The organism is Nostoc sp., from assembly GCF_036917755.1.
GTDB lineage: Bacteria > Cyanobacteriota > Cyanobacteriia > Cyanobacteriales > Nostocaceae > Nostoc.
Genome location: NZ_JBALFC010000064.1, coordinates 21,811 through 38,802, shown reverse-complemented (window position 1 = coordinate 38,802; position 16,992 = coordinate 21,811). Strand labels below are relative to the sequence as shown.

General features: G+C 42.1%; 14 protein-coding genes and 1 tRNA gene. 6 read left to right on the top strand and 9 right to left on the bottom strand.

The genetic code is table 11. The annotated features are described in order from the left end of the window. Positions 1-2: 2 nt before the first annotated feature. The 5 genes from V7L05_RS15610 to V7L05_RS15590 form a co-directional block, all read right to left on the bottom strand. Positions 3-296, bottom strand: coding sequence for an antibiotic biosynthesis monooxygenase family protein (locus tag V7L05_RS15610; RefSeq protein ID WP_335165261.1), 294 nt, complete (start codon positions 294-296; stop codon positions 3-5). A gap of 93 nt (positions 297-389) precedes the next feature. Next, entirely contained in the window at positions 390-1,040 is a 651-nt protein-coding gene (locus tag V7L05_RS15605; protein WP_335165260.1) for a retron system putative HNH endonuclease, read from the bottom strand. Beyond that, on the bottom strand, positions 1,037-2,479 hold the full coding sequence (locus tag V7L05_RS15600) for an AAA family ATPase (RefSeq protein WP_335165258.1): 1,443 nt from the start codon (positions 2,477-2,479) through the stop codon (positions 1,037-1,039). The genes V7L05_RS15605 and V7L05_RS15600 overlap by 4 nt, the downstream gene beginning before the upstream one ends. A gap of 60 nt (positions 2,480-2,539) precedes the next feature. Beyond that, positions 2,540-3,073, bottom strand: a complete 534-nt coding sequence (locus V7L05_RS15595; protein WP_335165256.1) for a GAF domain-containing protein — start codon at positions 3,071-3,073, stop codon at positions 2,540-2,542. Positions 3,074-3,077: 4 nt separating this feature from the next. Continuing rightward, a complete protein-coding gene (locus V7L05_RS15590; protein ID WP_335165254.1) occupies positions 3,078-3,989 on the bottom strand; it encodes a metallophosphoesterase family protein in 912 nt (303 codons plus the stop codon). 134 nt (positions 3,990-4,123) lie between these two features. Between V7L05_RS15590 and V7L05_RS15585 the strand changes: the two genes are divergently transcribed. From V7L05_RS15585 to V7L05_RS15570, 4 genes are all read left to right on the top strand, one after another. Then, positions 4,124-4,987: a hypothetical protein gene (locus V7L05_RS15585; protein WP_335165252.1), complete on the top strand. Its 864-nt coding sequence runs from the start codon at positions 4,124-4,126 to the stop codon at positions 4,985-4,987. A gap of 201 nt (positions 4,988-5,188) precedes the next feature. Then, positions 5,189-6,022, top strand: a complete 834-nt coding sequence (locus tag V7L05_RS15580; RefSeq protein ID WP_335165250.1) for an ATP-grasp domain-containing protein — start codon at positions 5,189-5,191, stop codon at positions 6,020-6,022. A gap of 303 nt (positions 6,023-6,325) precedes the next feature. Beyond that, complete coding sequence (cobN, locus tag V7L05_RS15575) at positions 6,326-10,462, top strand: cobaltochelatase subunit CobN (protein ID WP_335165248.1); 4,137 nt, start codon at positions 6,326-6,328, stop codon at positions 10,460-10,462. Between the two features lie 9 nt (positions 10,463-10,471). Then, positions 10,472-11,608: a peptidoglycan-binding domain-containing protein gene (locus V7L05_RS15570; RefSeq protein WP_335165246.1), complete on the top strand. Its 1,137-nt coding sequence runs from the start codon at positions 10,472-10,474 to the stop codon at positions 11,606-11,608. A gap of 131 nt (positions 11,609-11,739) precedes the next feature. Here the strand turns inward: V7L05_RS15570 and V7L05_RS15565 are convergent, their stop codons facing one another. The 4 genes from V7L05_RS15565 to lipA all read right to left on the bottom strand — a co-directional run bounded on the left by V7L05_RS15565 (position 11,740) and on the right by lipA (position 16,278). Next, positions 11,740-12,195, bottom strand: a complete 456-nt coding sequence (locus V7L05_RS15565) for a Fur family transcriptional regulator (RefSeq protein WP_334951739.1) — start codon at positions 12,193-12,195, stop codon at positions 11,740-11,742. A 419-nt stretch (positions 12,196-12,614) separates the two neighbouring features. Then, a complete protein-coding gene (sigC, locus tag V7L05_RS15560; RefSeq protein WP_335165244.1) occupies positions 12,615-13,865 on the bottom strand; it encodes an RNA polymerase sigma factor SigC in 1,251 nt (416 codons plus the stop codon). A gap of 563 nt (positions 13,866-14,428) precedes the next feature. Then, a complete protein-coding gene (locus tag V7L05_RS15555) occupies positions 14,429-15,358 on the bottom strand; it encodes an NAD(P)H-dependent glycerol-3-phosphate dehydrogenase (RefSeq protein WP_335165242.1) in 930 nt (309 codons plus the stop codon). A gap of 41 nt (positions 15,359-15,399) precedes the next feature. Then, positions 15,400-16,278 (bottom strand): lipoyl synthase, encoded by an 879-nt coding sequence (lipA, locus tag V7L05_RS15550; protein ID WP_335165240.1) that lies wholly within the window; start codon positions 16,276-16,278, stop codon positions 15,400-15,402. Positions 16,279-16,427: 149 nt separating this feature from the next. On the opposite strand from lipA, the gene V7L05_RS15545 reads away from it, so the two are divergent. Continuing rightward, positions 16,428-16,501, top strand: a tRNA-Pro gene (locus V7L05_RS15545). Between the two features lie 101 nt (positions 16,502-16,602). Beyond that, positions 16,603-16,845 (top strand): TOMM precursor leader peptide-binding protein, encoded by a 243-nt coding sequence (locus tag V7L05_RS15540; protein WP_335165239.1) that lies wholly within the window; start codon positions 16,603-16,605, stop codon positions 16,843-16,845. Positions 16,846-16,992: the final 147 nt, after the last annotated feature.

The following is a 16,992-nucleotide window of genomic DNA, read 5'->3' as shown; positions in this document are numbered from 1 at the left end:
TTTCATATTTCAATTTCTTCAAAGTGTTCAACAATGGGAGATGGATCATAAAAATGATGCAGAAGTTTTTTCCACTCTTGAAACTCAGCAGAGCCTCTAAATACAACAGTATGAGCTTCTAAATTTTCCCATTTAACAAGTAATAAATATTTACCTTTGACTTCTATGCATTTATGCAGTTCATGAGATAAATATCCCTTGATTGAGGAAATAAGACTAGAAGCTTTTTTAAAAGAAGCTTCAAAATCAGATTCTAGCCCTGGTTTGATATGAAGAATAACTGCCTCAAGAATCATAAGCTTTTTTGGTGATAATTAAACTAATGTTATTTAGTATAATGTGAATGCGATGTCTACGACGGGCTACGCCTACGCGCACAGTTTATTGAATCAAAAATAATTCTTGAGTAAATAGGTAATTGCAGCGCAAAACGGAGTGTATTGCCCATTAGCATCTAGCTGCTGATAACCTTCAGCAAGCAGTTGTATTTCTATTTCAGTCAAACCTTCAATAGCCAGCAATGCAGCATCAATTGCTACTCTACGCATATTTTGCAGTTTGTCAATGTCAAGTGCAAGCTTCTTAATTGTTGTTTCAGCAACAGCTTTTTTACCTGGATTATCTGTCGGTTGAATCTCACCAGAAGCAGGATATTTAAAAAAATCAGCACAGTTTATTTCCAAAGGTGAAACCATCAAATTTTCATCGTACCAATACTTTTTCTTATGTCCGCAATGCACGGGAACAGTAGGAGGTTCTTCACTTTCTCCTTGACATGAAGCGATGAGATTTGTGTACTCAAGTGCCAGATTGGGATAAGTACTACGAGGTTTGAGGTGTTCTATGTGGCTAGTTTTTCTAGTGATACGCATTCCACAATAGCAACAGATATATCCCTGTTCTTTCAGTAGAGCATCATGTACAACAGGTTTTTCTGGTGTTTGAAAATTATCATCCCAGCTAGGCTTCCAATCATCATTTTCTAGAGCCTTCCATTTGGTAAATTTTTCTGGTTCCTGACTCTTTTTGATGTGCTTCATCGGTTGAGAATTTCCTTGCGCCGAATGAGTACATCCGCTTTGACAAACTCTGGCTCATCTGCTCCAATTTCATTAGCCAATTGTTGACGTAATTGCCTAGCACCTTCAATATTTCCAGCATCAATTAGTCGAAAAAGTTCTAAAAGACTTTCCTTAATTTCCTGCGGACGTTCTGGAACACCCATGAGGTCTTCTAAGATACGATTGCTGTCTCTCCCAAAGGAACTTTCTGGTCTTTTAGCAACAACACCTTCGTCTGTTTTTTCTAGAATATAAATTCCTTCCGGCTTGACTTGGCTAAGTATTTGAGGCGAATGTGTGGTGACAATAAATTGACAATTGGGGAATGTTCTTGTCAACGCTGGAATAATTTCTCGTTGCCATTTTGGGTGTAGATGTAGTTCAATTTCATCAATTAAAACAACACCACTACCTTGGAGGGGATCTGGTAAACTAGGGTTAGCGATCGCTAATCGTCTTGCTAAATCTCCCACCATTGCCAGCAAGCATTTCTCACCATCAGATAGCTGATTAACTATGACTTCTTCACCTTGTTTTCGCACAGTCATTCGCAGGGGTGAACGCTTAACCTGCAAGTTTGAAAATTCCGGTATTAATGATGAGATAGCTTGTCTGACTGCTTCTAATTGTTTATCTCTATAATCCGGGTTATCTCTTCGCTTCTCATTTTCTAAATCTTCTCGATTTCTAAACCATTCAAAAAAGATTTTGAAGTCAATTCTTCCTCCTATAAGTGCCTGATTATATGCATCCACTTGCTTAAATGAACTTACCTCTGAAATCTCTAAAGGCATATCAAGAACAGCACGATTAACAGGGTAGTAAATTACTAAAGGAATGTTGGCTTCAGAACTGTTTTCTAACTGATGACGTAGAGCATCAACCACAGCTTGCAAACCTTTCGTGTATTGAAGACTAGAAAGAGTAGCAGGTTTATCATTATCCAAACTAAGAGGAGCAGAGATTTCGGGATCAAGAATTGTTGATATAGAGTTTAATATTGGTTGCAATCTCTGATATTCACTATTTGATATTTGTTGCATACGAAATTTTTCCTGGAGCAAAAGGCTAAACTGAAAAAGCTCTCTCTGTCTTGTCAGAGATTCTTGAATATCACCTGAATTAATTTTCGTTATATTTAAAACTATTTCCTGGGAATTTTCTATTAAAAATGTAATTTCATTGTGTGTTTCCTCATAGCCATTACTAATGTCTTTATTATTAAAAAAACGTATATAATCCGAAGAATTTTGAATATATGCTGTGAACTGTGATAGAAAAATAGCCAGACAATCAAGAATACTCGATTTACCCACGCCGTTGATACCAATAAGTACCGTTGGACTTGTTTCATCGAACTCCAACGTCAAATGGCCGATTCCACGGAAGGATTGCATTTTCAGACGCTTGACTTTCATAGTTTTAACAACGCTGAACGTAATTTACTCTACAGCTAATAAATCGATTACAAAAAACACCTAATCAAAAGCGGACTTGACATAAGAAACTACAAAAGGTGTGATTTTTTCGACAAGATTATTAATCACCACTCGTTCATATTCAGTCCAAATTCTGGGATGACCAAAAATGCAGGGTTGTAAAATTCCCCAGAGTTGGCCATCCTGGCGGATATGGGCATGAATAAGGGCGCGATGTCCAAAATTATTCTGTTCAAATTCCCGATTTAAAACCTGAGAATCAGCAGTTTCTACATCTTCGACAAAGATTGAAGGTTCAGCACGTAGCGCAGCCGCAAACATCGGATCTTCTTCTACTAAAGTTGGGGGTTGTGCTGCCCAGTCTTCATTGTAGACGGTAGGTATATCTGGAGTGCGAACCCAACAAAAGGCAACTCTACCAAGGTTTGCCTGTGGATTGTGCAAGTATAAAAAACATCTATCAGACTGCAAAAATTCGCCTACAGCTGGCAACAGTGCAGAAAATAGAGCTTTTGGTGTTTGAGATGATTCTATAATATTGGCGATCGCAGAAGGAAGTTCTTGCTGAGTCATGTAACTAAGGTGATTTTAATTGAATAATGCCTTTATCAAAAACGCGATTATCAGTAGCGATCGCACTTATTTCTATTCTATCTTTATACACCTCATAAGAAGCAAAACTTAAATCACTGGTAGAATACTCTGTCCACTCAGAACGTCCTACAGGACGATGGCCAGCACCTGCGCCACAAATTAAATAAGTTGTACCATCAATAGCACGAGTGCGTTCATAATTATGTTCGTGGCCATTGATGTAAAGTTGAACGCCGTATTTTTGAAATAGAGGAGTAAAAGTTTTAATAAAATCTGGATTAGTCCCATACTCACCCGATGAATAAATCGGATGATGTCCAAACACCACTTTCCAAGGAGCATTACTAAGACTTAATTCTTTTTGTAACCAAGATACCTGGTTTTCCCAATCAGCATTACTGTTAGTATCTAAAGCGAAAAATTGTACTTGATTACGTTTAAATGTATAGTAACGTCCCTTCATATTAAAGCCAGCATATTTAACTTGGGGATCACCATTTTCGGTACGAATATCGTGATTACCTAAACAAGCCTGAAATTTCACACCAAGCTTTAGCAAAGCTTGATAGGGACGCTCAAAAACTTCGCCGATTTTTTCAATTTCGCCGTTATTATAAATGTTGTCTCCAGCTAAAACGACTAAATCATAAGGATTTCGCTTGTGATAAGCATTCATTGCTCCAGCCACAGCATACTGTCCTTTAGCGCCAGTCCCCGTATCAGCCACAGACACAAAACGTAATAACAAGTCTTTTTTGGCTGGGTTGGCGGCTATAGCTGTTGTTGAATTAGTAATATCAGCACTTTGATGATTTCGATGAGCTAACATCCAGCCTAAAAATCCTGTACCAAAGGCGCTGAGGCTAATTAAAAATTGACGGCGTTTCAGGTTCATAATTTACCAAATTTAATAAATAGTCAGGTTAGCGGAAACAATGTGCAATGAAGTGATACATTAAGGCAAAAGAGGCAGCACCAGTAATAATGTACGTTGTTTGTCTTTGATTCGCTGCTTTTGGTGAAAGTTCCATGTCACAAGACAATCAATCAAAACCGACGGATGAGCAGGTAACTCAACCTCCCCAAAAACCTTACAAGAGAGTTCAGCCATTTTGGAAGGCTAAAATTATCCAACTTCTTCAAGGGACGATTGGGGTTTTAGAAGTAACGGTGGAGAGACTGGAGACAGCACCCCCACCGGGTAGTGAGGAAACACCCAGTTTTTTCCAGCAGCTTCAGTTGCGATGGGGTGGATTGTTAAGGACAATCCGCTTGTTTATACCATCAAATTTGTCAACAAAGTTATCAGATACAGCTTTGACGGGAATTGTTGCTGGAATTGCTGTCATTCTCGTTTGGACAACTGCAACTGTCTTTACTGGTAAACCTACTGAAATAGCAACAGTTCCCCCAGTTCAAGAGGTTCCTGCACCGACACCAACTATAACTACTCCACCGGAGTCAGTCGTACCAGAACCACAGCCACCAGAGGAAATTACGCCGGAACCTGAAGTACAAACTACGCCACCAACGCCGGAACCTGAAGCAATTCCCACGCCAACGCCGACACCAATCATAGAATTGACACCAGAACAAGCCTTGATTGCAGCGATTGAAAATCAGGTAGCTGAAATTAGCGATCGCATTGCCTCTGGTCTGATAAAGTCAATTCAAGCTAACTTCCGCACGAGTAATCTAACTGTCAAAATTAATGATGATTGGTACACTCTCAAAGAATCTCAGCAGGACAAACTAGCTGCGGAGATATTACAACGCTCTCAAGAACTTGATTTTACCCATTTAGAAATTATTGACTCCCGAAATAGGCTGATAGCGCGTAACCCGGTTGTTGGTACTGAGATTGTGATTTTTAAACGGCAAACGGCAAGTTAAAATAATTCGTAATTCAGTTTTGTAATAATTGGGAGCATCTCAGTGAAAGCAAATATACCAGACGAGAAACAAGATTCTTGCTCCCTGTCCTTGGTAAGGAGAGGGTTGGGGTGAGGTTTTACAAGGCTTTTTACACTTATTGAGATACTCCCGTAATAATTCATCTAAAAAGTTTCTTAGGAAGTTTAACTTTAAGCATTTATGTTGGACAACATTTCGCTATTGCTCCAAGCTTGTGAAAACTTAAACATCAGCTATGAGATTATTCATCCTGCTGAAAACTTAGTCAAAATAAAACTGAATAGTAAACCACATTATTTTTGTAACTTTAGCACTCCGTTAATTAATCAAGCAGTAGCACACCTGATAAGAGACAAAGAATATACTTACCATATTTTAAAAGAAAAAGTTAAACTTCCTCGGACAGTAGGTTTTCTTTCCCCTTTTTGTGATATCCAATATAAGATTTACTTAAAATTTCCAACTATTCAAGATATCGTATTAGAAATAAAAGAAAATTTTGAAACACCAGTGATTGTGAAAAGGAATTCTGGTTCGAGCGGACATAATGTATTTTTATGCCAGAATCAAGATGAAATTGAAACTGCTTTAAAAGAGATTTTTAATATCAATTTTAAAAAGTATGATTATGTCGCTCTCGCTCAAGAATTTATTCACATAAAATCTGAATATAGAGCGGTTTTCTTAAATAAAGAGTTAGTTTTGCTCTATGAAAAAGATATAACTGATGCAAAATTTGAGGGTAATCTCAGTCCTCTGCACTGGAATGGTGCAAAAGCAAAGTATATCAACAATCCACAAATATTGTCAGAGATTGCTAATTTTGCTAAACCAGTTTTTGAAGAATTAGACCTTGATTATGGTGGTTTAGATATCGTATTAGATCGAGATAACCAATATTGGTTAATTGAAATCAATTCTCACCCCAATTTTAGCATTTTCACTAGAGACAATGGAAAAGAGTACGCGTTGAAACTTTTTGAAAAAATCCTAATTAGCCTAGCCTCAAAATAAACAGAAATCAGAAGTCAGAATACTCAATTCAGTGCTTTGGTTAGCTAAATCATCACTCTGGACTCAGCGCAGTTGAGCTTGGAGGTGCTATTATCTCTTGGTTTGGCTGAGTTAGTAGATATTCTAATAACATTTGATTGTGTACTAAAGGATTTCCAAATAAAAAAATATCCCAAAACGGACGCAAAAATCCTCTCTATTTCTCCTCTCTCTGTGTTCTCTGCGTCTGGAGTGGTTCGTTTATTTGGATAATTTATTTTTTGGAAATTCCCAACCAACAGTTTAAAACGGTAAGACAGAATTATGCATCGTATAAGTAGCACATCGGGTGGATGGAATCAATCAGAGGGTTTAATTTTTCTAGAACAAACTCCAGCGCCTTTCGTGTTGATTACGGCTGCTGATACTGACATTCAAACTTTGGCGACTGCGGTGACAAAATTACCTGCAAGCTTTCCTGGATTAAGAGTCGCCAACCTGTTGCAGTTGCAGCAGCAATTAAGCATAGATACTTATGGAGAGCAAGTTTTGGAACTTGCCCAAGTAATTATTTTGCGCCTGTTAGGAGGACGTTCCTACTGGGGTTATGGCTTAGAAGTAGTGCAGGAAATTGTGCAACGTAATGGTAAAACTCTCATTATCATGCCAGGGGACGACGCTTTTGATCCCGATTTAATTTCCCTGTCTACCGTTTCTTTGGGTATTGTTAACCAGATATGGCAGTATTTTAGCGAAGGCGGCGTGGAAAATTTTGTTAATGCTCTGCAATTTATCGCCGACACTTGCTTGTCAACTGCATACAATCCCGCGCCACCCCGGCCGATTCCGCGTGTGGGATTGTATGAATGGGGAGTGGGGAGTGGGGAATGGGGAGTGGAAATTGGGGATGAGGGGGATGAGGGAGATGAGGGGGATGAGGGAGAGTTAGAATCTTGTTCATCCACATCGGAACTGGATTCATCCACCTCGGAACTCCGTTCATCCACCTCAGAACTGGATTCATCCACCTCAGAACTCCGTTCATCCACCTCAGAACCTCAAGGCTTCCAATGCCCAATGCCCAATGCCCAATGCCCAATGCCCAAAGTCGGTATTCTTTTCTACCGCGCCCATTATTTAGCGGGTAACACTAAGGTAATTGATGCTTTATGCGAAGCTTTGGTACAGAAAAACTTACAACCAGTGCCAGTGTTTGTTTCCTCGTTGCGTGAACCCGATGTTCAAATTGAGTTGAGTGAATTTTTCCAACCCAAAGAAGCTGAATCAATAACTGTGCTGCTGAATACCACTAGTTTTTCTCTAGCACGCTTGGAAACCGAAACACCCCAAACCGACCTGTGGCAAAAATTAGATGTGCCTGTGTTGCAGGTGATCCTCAGTGGCGGGTCAATTGAGCAGTGGGAGTCACAGTTTCAAGGGCTTTCTCCCCGCGATATTGGGATGAATGTGGCGCTACCAGAAGTAGATGGGCGGATTATTACTCGTGCTGTGTCTTTTAAAGAAGTGCAAACTCGTAATCCTCATCTAGAGACAGATGTAGTAATTTATGAACCAGTGAGCGATCGCATTGAGTTCGTTGCTAAACTAGCAGCAAATTGGGCGCGTCTACGTTCCAAACCACCTCAAGAACGGCGAATTGCCCTAATTCTGGCAAACTACCCCAACCGAAATGGCCGCCTTGCCAATGGTGTGGGACTCGACACCCCAGCTAGCTGTGTAGAAATCCTGCAAGCTTTACATCAAGCTGGTTATCAAGTAGAAAATCCACCAACTCAAGGAGATGAGTTGATTCAACGGCTGACAGCTGGCGTCACCAATGATTCAGAAGGTCAAGAATGGCTTCCGGTACACCAAAGTGTTTGTTGGGAAGAGTATCAAGAGTATTTTGCTTCTTTACCGCCAGCAGTCCAGCAAGGTATTAGTGAAAGGTGGGGAATAGGGCATGGGGCATGGGGCATAGGGCATGGGAAGAAGGGAGATGAGGGAGACGAGGGAAACAAGGGGAACAAGGGGAATAACCCAATGCCCAATGCCCAATGCCCAATGCCCGTTTCTGGAATTCAACTCGGCAATGTCTTCGTGGGAATTCAGCCACCAAGGGGTTATGATAATGACCCCAGTTTGAATTATCATGCACCGGATTTAGAACCAACCCATGCTTATTTAGCTTTCTACTATTGGGTTAGGGAATGTTTTGGTGCTGATGCTGTAGTTCATGTGGGAAAACACGGAAATCTCGAATGGCTACCCGGTAAAAGTGTGGCTTTATCGAGTAATTGTTATCCAGAAGTGGCTTTCGGCGCCCTTCCCCACCTGTACCCGTTTATTGTGAATGACCCTGGTGAAGGTTCCCAAGCCAAACGTCGCGCTCAAGCGGTGATTATAGATCATCTCACGCCGCCGATGACTCGTGCGGAACTCTACGGTTCTTTGCAACAATTAGAAAATTTAATTGATGAGTATTATGAAGCGGACAGTTTAGATCCTTCGCGTTTGCCAGTGATTCGCGATCGCATCCACGAACTGGTGATCAAAGAAAATCTCCATCTAGATTTAGGAATCCAAAATGAAACCGAAATTTTTAATTCTGAATCTTTAATTTTGAATTCTATCGGTGGCTATCTTTGTGAATTGAAAGAAGCTCAAATCCGCGATGGCTTGCACATTTTTGGGCAATGTCCCCAAGGACGCCAGCTACGAGATTTAATAGTAGCGATCGCTCGGATACCCAATCGCTATTCTTCAGGTATTACCCGTGCCATAGCTCAAGATTGGGGACTAGACTTCGATCCCCTCACAGCAGATTTGTCAATGCCTAGTGGTGAATGGTCAGTAGTCAATGGCACAGAATGCCGTACCCTCGGTGATATTGTCGAAGTCCTAGAAGAACACGCCGCCCTTTTAGTAGAACAACTAATACATCAAAACTCTTGTACAGACGCGATTGATCGCGTCTCTCCCCCCAGCACAGACGCGATGAATCGCGTCTCTACCTGGATATGCGATCGCCTGCTTCCAGCTTTACAACAAACCCACCAAGAAATCACCCACCTATTACACGGACTCGATGGCGGTTACGTCCCAAGCGCCCCCGCAGGCGCACCCACGCGTGGCCGCCCGGAAGTTCTACCAACAGGGAGAAACTTTTATTCTGTCGATATTCGCGCCATTCCCACAGAAACAGCTTGGGATATCGGTAGAAAAGCTGCTGAAACCCTCGTAGAATATTACACTCAAGAGCATGGTGAGTATCCCAAAACACTAGGTTTATCAATGTGGGGAACTGCCACCATGAGAACAGGCGGTGATGATATTGCTGAAGCCTTGGCTTTACTTGGAGTCCAACCTGTATGGGATGGTGCAGCACGGCGAGTAGTGGATTTTGAAATTTTGCCCCTAGCGATTTTGGGGCGTCCCCGTGTAGATGTCACCTTGCGAATTTCGGGATTTTTCCGAGATGCTTTTCCCAACTTAATTGATTTATTCGCTCAAGCAGTATCAGCAGTAGCAGACTTGGATGAACCGCCAGAACAAAACCCCCTTGCCGATGCAGTTCGCCAAGAGACTGATTTGTGGACAAAACAAGGATTAAGTTTACAAGCAGCATGGGTGCGATCGCGTTATCGCATCTTTGGTTCTCGTCCAGGTGCTTACGGCACCGGACTCCAAGGTTTAATTGAATCGCAAAACTGGACAGACGACCAAGATTTAGCTCGCGCCTACATTAACTGGAGTTCTTACGCCTACTCATCAGGAAGCGGCGCAGGGGGAGATGAGGGAGCAAGGGAAGCAACAGTAACATCCCCCTCATCCCCCTCATCCCCCTCATCCCCACTCCCCACTCCCCACTCCCCACTCCCCAATACCGAAGCCTTCGAGCAACGGTTGGCGAAAATGCAAGTTGTCCTGCACAATCAAGATAACCGTGAACATGACCTACTCGATTCTGATGATTATTACCAATTTCAGGGTGGTTTAACTGCTGCGGTGCGTTCTCTACAGGGGAAAAATCCCCAAACTTATTTTGGTGATAATTCCATACCCGCCCAACCACGCGTTCGCCAACTGAAAGAAGAAATTGCACGGGTATATCGTTCTCGCGTAGTTAATCCCAAGTGGATTGCCGGAGTCATGCGCCACGGTTACAAAGGTGCCTTTGAAATGGCAGCGACAGTAGATTATCTATTCGCATACGATGCAACAGCTAAATGTGTCGAAGATTATATGTATCAAGGCATAGTAGAGGCTTATTTACTCGATCCAGTTGTCTCGGAATTTATTCAGGAAAAGAACCCTTATGCTCTGCGTGATATTGCTGAAAGATTATTAGAAGCACACAAGCGCAATTTGTGGGAGGATGTAAATATCGGAACACTAGAAGCTTTGAGGAACCTAGTACATCAAGCTGAAGCAGTTATCGAAGAAAAATCAATGGTGTAGGAAACAAATATGGAAAATCTTGCGTATTTGCACCTAGCTTTCGCCTACGAAGACAGTACACCCAGTGAATTGGTCTCCCTCAGTTCTTTGTTTAAGGACGCAGCTGCACCAGACTGGAAACGGCTTTCTGGTAGGGCTTGGAAGTATATGATGCCCCTTGCTCTGTCTTTATCCATTCTTAGCGCCGTCAGCAGCGTTATGGCACTGGAAAAAGGCGATCAAGGCCCTTCTGTCAGAAATCTCCAACAACAGTTGAAACAAGCAGGCTTTTATCAAGCTCCAGTCACCAAAGTATATGACGTATCCACAGAAGAATCTGTGCGGCGCTTCCAAAAGTCCGCTGGTTTACCAGTAGACGGCATTGTTAGAGCAAGCACTCTGCAAAAATTAGAAAATTGGCAAGCGAAAAAGCCCACAACTACGGCTACACAAGCTAAAAAAACTACTGCTGTAAGCGGACAAGCCAAAAAGCCCAGCACTACTAGTTCAGCTAGTTCAGCAAGCAAGCGCCGCAATTCCAACTACCTTGCTAAGGGAGATGAAGGTGAAGATGTCAGAGTTTTGCAAGAACGCTTAAGAATCGCAGGCTTTTATTACGGAAACGCCACAGGGATATTTGGCCCAATTACCGAAGAATCTGTCAAGCGGTTCCAAGATTCTTACAAATTAAGCGTTGATGGAATTGTTGGCCCAGCAACAGCGCGTAAATTGCCGGGAGTTGGCATCGGTGATGGAGAAGATGCTCCCAAAAAGATAGTTAATCGAGATAAACTCCGTGTAGGCGATCGCGGTGAGCCAGTTAGAATTGTTCAAGAACAATTGATCCAGGCAGGATATTTAGAGGGAGAGCCAAATGGCTACTATGGCCCCTATACTGCCGATGCTGTACGGAGATTTCAGGCAGCTAATTTCTTGACAGCAAGTGGTGTTGCTGGCCCAACTACGCGAGCTAAGTTATATAGCTCAGTTAATACTGCTAGCAAAAGCGAATTTAATACCCTAGAAATCCAAACGCGACTACGGGAGCGAGGTTTTTATAAAGGCAAGCTGAACGGTGTGATGGCAGATGACACCAAAAAAGCAATTAAACAAGCCCAGGAATTTTACGGCATCAGTCTCAAGGATCTTAAGAGCGGACGCTTTTAACATCCGCTTTGGTGTTGTTAGTATCAATCCCCAACTGCTTGCTTGCCTCCAGTAACAGCAAATTACGAACTGCTCAAAATTCCACTTATTTGGTTAATTTGAGTAGTTTCGTTTTGTTATCCACCCAAATGCTAAAGCGGCATCAGCGCCCGTTGGCACTTGGGACACACTGCATGAATGGTCATTTGACAGTCAAGCAGGTGAAAACCTTCTTTTTGAGCCGTTTTCGACCCAATTTTTAAAATTGAGTCGTTTTTAAACTCAATGGTTGAGTTGCATCTAACACAAATTAGGTGATGGTGATGATGGGGATAGGGCTGGTTGATCTCATAATGCTTATGTCCCTCGCCCAGTTCTAATTCCCTTAAAATTCCCATCCTTGCCATCAACTTCAAAGTTCGATAAATAGTTGACAGACTGATCCCTTCACCATCAGTTTCTAGCCGATGATAAAGATCCTCCGCACTCAGATGTTGACCTTGCGGAAGTTCTTGAAAAATGTGTAGAATTGTTTCGCGCTGGGGAGTTAAACGCCAGCCTCGTTCGTTAAGTTCTGCCTTAAGTGAAGTAGTTGTGTAGACAGTCATACTAATATTTCTCAACAAAGCTCGTTAATTGAGAATATAACAAATCTTGGGAGCAATTTGCAACAATCATTGCCTATTGAGAATTGTTACTAAATATTTAAGAACAATTGCTCAAATCTTGAGCAAAATTCAACTAATAAGCTGTAGTGCATTTAATTTGCATACAGCTAATAGTTAGGATACTTATAACGATTGCATCCCTTGACTTTGAATTTTGAATGAGTGAATTTTGAATTGCTTAGTTGATCCCCAGCTTCAAGATATTTGAGTAAAGGTCTAGGGGAACTCTTGTGCAATTAAATGCAAATTATTTGCTACAAGCTTCTGGGAGGGTTTTAACATCAGGATAAAATCAGCCCTTTGTCCCTAGTCATTTGTCAAGTGCAGTTTTTTAATGACAAATGACTAATGACAAATGACTAACTTAGAGACTCCAAATAGTCGCGGATGAGATTGCGTCGCTTGGGTTGACGTAGCTTTTGCAAAGCCTTGGATTCAATTTGCCGAACTCGTTCCCGCGATAAGTCGAGCGCGCGGCCAATTTCTGCTAAAGAATAAGGATGGCCATCTGCCAAACCAAACCGCATCAAAATTACATCGCGCTCCCGGCTAGTCAAATCTGACAAAAGATGATGCAAATCTCTTTGTAAAGATTCTCGCATTAACATCTCTTCTGGGGTTACACAGTCAGTTTCGAGTAATTCGCCTAACTCAGTGTCTTTATCCTTGCCTACTTTGGTTTCCAAAGAAACGGAGCGAGGCACCCGCAACAAAACTTCTCGTACTTGGGTCGGTGTCATCTCTAACTCAGTTGCTAAATCTTCTAGAGTCGGGGTGCGACCTTTTTCTTGAGCAATTTTGCGTTGGGCCTTTTTGATTTTGTTTAACTTTTCGGTAATATGAACCGGTAGGCGGATCGTCCGACTAGAAGTAGCGATCGCTCGTGTAATTCCCTGACGAATCCACCAGTAAGCATAGGTACTAAAGCGATAACCCTTAGTAGGGTCAAATTTTTCTACAGCCCGCTCCAAACCGAGTGTGCCTTCTTGGACTAAATCCAACAATTCCAAACCGCGATTTTGATACTTCTTAGCAACAGACACAACTAGGCGAAGATTAGCCTTAATCATGTGTTCTTTTGCTTGGAGTCCTTGGGACTGAACTTGCTCCAACTCTTCTACTGTCAACTTGCCAATTTCAGCCCAGCGACGTTTGCCATTTGCCAAAGTCGGTCTGAGATCCGATAAAACTATGTCAGCAGTGGTAGCCCATCTTTCCAAAGACGGGCGATGTCCGAGTTCGGAAGTAAGACGTTCTTGAACTTCAACTAACCGAAGATAGGGCGTAATCACTTCATCCCCTTGCTTGGCGGCGTTAGCAAGCACTATCCGCATCCGCAAGTAGCGTTGGACTTTTTGAGCTTCTGAAACCTCTTCATCCCGCCCTAACAAGCGAACTCGACCAATTTCCTGAAGATATAAACGTACTAGGTCTGTACTACGACGGTTATTGTTAGCAGCAAAGTTAGCGTGGTCAACAGAAGCCATCTCCAGCTCCTGTAGGTCATCTGCCGATAACTCACTCTCATCAACAGTGAGATCGGAATTCAAAGCCTGGCGGGACTTTTTGGTGTTGTAGGGGGCATCTGCATAAAAAGATGTTGCTGGCATAAAGATTGTCTCAATGGCTCCAGGTAACAATAGATTACGGTCAGCTTAGATTACGGTCAGCTATTCAACTGTTGCTATTGTTCCCGCGATTCACGATGAACTAACACAGTTGAAGGTTCCATTACAATTTTTTTAGAAATTAACTGTAAGGGTTTTATTCGATACACTATTACTGAACTTAATCGGCTACTAAACTTTTGATTGAACCAATAGCTATTCAAATCCGCAGCTAGGTTTTCAATATTTAAACTACTTAGTTAACATTTCAATCTTCAAGGTTAGTGATAGTAACTTTTGTAACACAGTATAAACATACTTCAGTGAATATCATGCTTTATAATTGGCATAGTCACATTTACATGGCTACAAAAGTAATATCCTGACGATTTACCAATTTTTTCTCAGGATTATTAAGGTATAAGTATAACTAATAGATATCGGGGAAGTGATTAGTATTAACGGCAAAAGTTTTATTGACACGGAGATAGAAGACGCAAAGAGTGGGTGATGTGTCTTCTTCCGTGTCAGTCTTAACCGTCAATTTCAACTTGACAGACTACTAACTAGTAGTTGTACTCTGGCTTGATATCTCGCAGCATCAGTTCATCAAGTGCTTGTCGGGGTGTGATTTCGCCTTGAAGTAACCGATAAACTTGCTCGGTAATCGGAACAGCAATGTTTTGTTGCTTGGCTCGTTGCATCAAAACCTGGCAAGTGTTCACTCCTTCAGCAGTTCCTTGCAAATTTGCAAGAGTTTCTGTAAGTGACTTACCACGAGCTAGCTGGTAGCCAACTTGGTAATTGCGACTTAAGGGACTATTGCACGTTGCTAACAAATCTCCTAGACCTGATAAACCATAAAATGTTTCCGTCTTTGCACCCCAGTCATTACCGATGCGAACCATTTCTGTAAGTCCACGAGTGACTAAAGCAGCTTTGGCATTGGTTCCCAGTTGTAAACCATCGCACACACCAGCTGCGATCGCAATCACATTTTTCAGTGTTCCCCCCAGTTCCACTCCCAAGGGGTCGGGATTGGTATATACCCGGAAACGATGAGAAGAAAATACTAACTGTACTACTTCCGCCGCCGTGGGAATATTACTGGCTACCACGGTAGCTGCGGGTAATTCTAGTTGAATTTCTTTTGATAAATTAGGCCCAGACAAAACAACCACTGCATGGTTAGGGAATATTGTTTGCCAAATTTGCGACGGCGTGCAAGTGGTTTCGGGGTCTAAGCCTTTCGTCGCTGTCACAAAAATTGTCTCTGGAGAAAGGGGGAAAGAGTGGACTTGGGAGGCAACATCTCTCACACCAATCATTGAGATAGCAGACAGAACTATTTGGACATCTTTTAAAACTGCTGGGAGAGTTTGGGAACCCCGACGCGACCAGACGCGCACCTGATGACCATTTGCTGTGGCGAGATTTGCCAGAGATGCACCCCAAGCACCTGCACCCAGAATTGCTACAGATTTTGGATTAGTCATTAATCAAGAGTCTCACCAATCTAAAATCTAAAATCTAAAATCTAAAATTGGCTGCGGGGGTAACGTTCCATTAATTCCCTGACTTGTTCTGCATGATATGAGCTTCTTGTCAAGGGTGAAGAAACAACTTGTAAAAATCCGATTTCTTCGCCGAATGCCTTCCAAGCAGCAAATTGTTCTGGGTTGACAAATTCATTTACTTGCAAGTGTTTTTGACTCGGTTGGAGGTATTGCCCAATTGTCAAAATGTCGCAATCTACAGTTCGCAAGTCTTGCATAACTTGGCGGATTTCGGCATCAGTTTCACCGAGTCCAACCATGATCCCGGATTTAGTATATGTGCTAGGAGAAACTTGGCGAGTTCGCTGCAATAATTCTAATGTGCGATCGTAGTTTCCTTGGGGACGCACCCGGCGATACAGGCGTGGGACAGTTTCGGTATTGTGGTTTAATACCTCTGGCGCAGCTTGTAGAATCAACTCTAGAGCATTCCAATTACCGCATAAGTCAGGAATTAGCACCTCAATTGTGGTGTTGGGTGAAACAGAGCGAACCGCATTAATACACGCCACAAACTGAGATGCACCACCATCAAGCAAGTCATCTCGGTTTACAGAAGTGATTACTACATGATTCAGTTTCAGGCGGCGAACAGCTGACGCCAGTCGTGCAGGTTCCGTGGGGTCTAGTGGTTTGGGTTTTTTCTCAAAATCAATATCGCAGTAGGGACAAGCACGTGTACAAGCCGGGCCCATAATCAAAAACGTAGCAGTCCCAGCGTTGAAGCATTCACCAATATTCGGACAGGACGCTTCCTCGCAAACTGTATTGAGGGCTAAATCCCGCAAAATTTCTTTAACGTTACCGATGCGCTCACGCCCAGGTGCTTTCACCCGCAACCAGTCTGGTTTTACAGTCACAATCCGCTTTTACCACTAGAGTTATACAAATTTAATCGTAGCAAGCAAAGCCTTTGATGAAGCGATCGTATATTCATATATTATATAGATGTAATTCTCTGATTTGGCATCGGTTGTGATATTCTTAATTTATAATGCCATTTTTATGGCGGGATGTGGCGCAGCTTGGTAGCGCACTTCGTTCGGGACGAAGGGGCCGCTGGTTCGAATCCAGTCATCCCGATTTTTTTTGTCGAATAACTAATTATTTGTCGTCGTTAACAAATTAATGTCGTGATTAACGAATTAATATCGCTGTTAACAAATTAATGTCATCGGTCAATATTGCCCTCTACTCTGCAAACTGGCTTAAGTTTAGCGGCAACCAAAATTGCCAAGTGGATTGTTACGGGAGAACATGAACAGCTTGAAAGAAAGCTGATGACTCTCGATTTGGCATCTTTGAATCTGCAACACCATGTCTTGGTTGAGCGCCCTCAATGCCCTGATTGTGGTAGCCCAGATTATCTTACTAACCGTGAACCACAACCTCTGGTGCTAGCGACGCAAAATAAGCAATTTAAATAACTTTTAATTAAAGAATTTGTACTAAAATCTATCTTTTTGAGATATCTCAAAAAGATTTCTAGTCAAGCACTTGAAGCTTATTTAACTTAACTGTCTACGTCAACAGATAGGAAGTTGCTCCCCGCGATCGCTTATCCATTATGACTT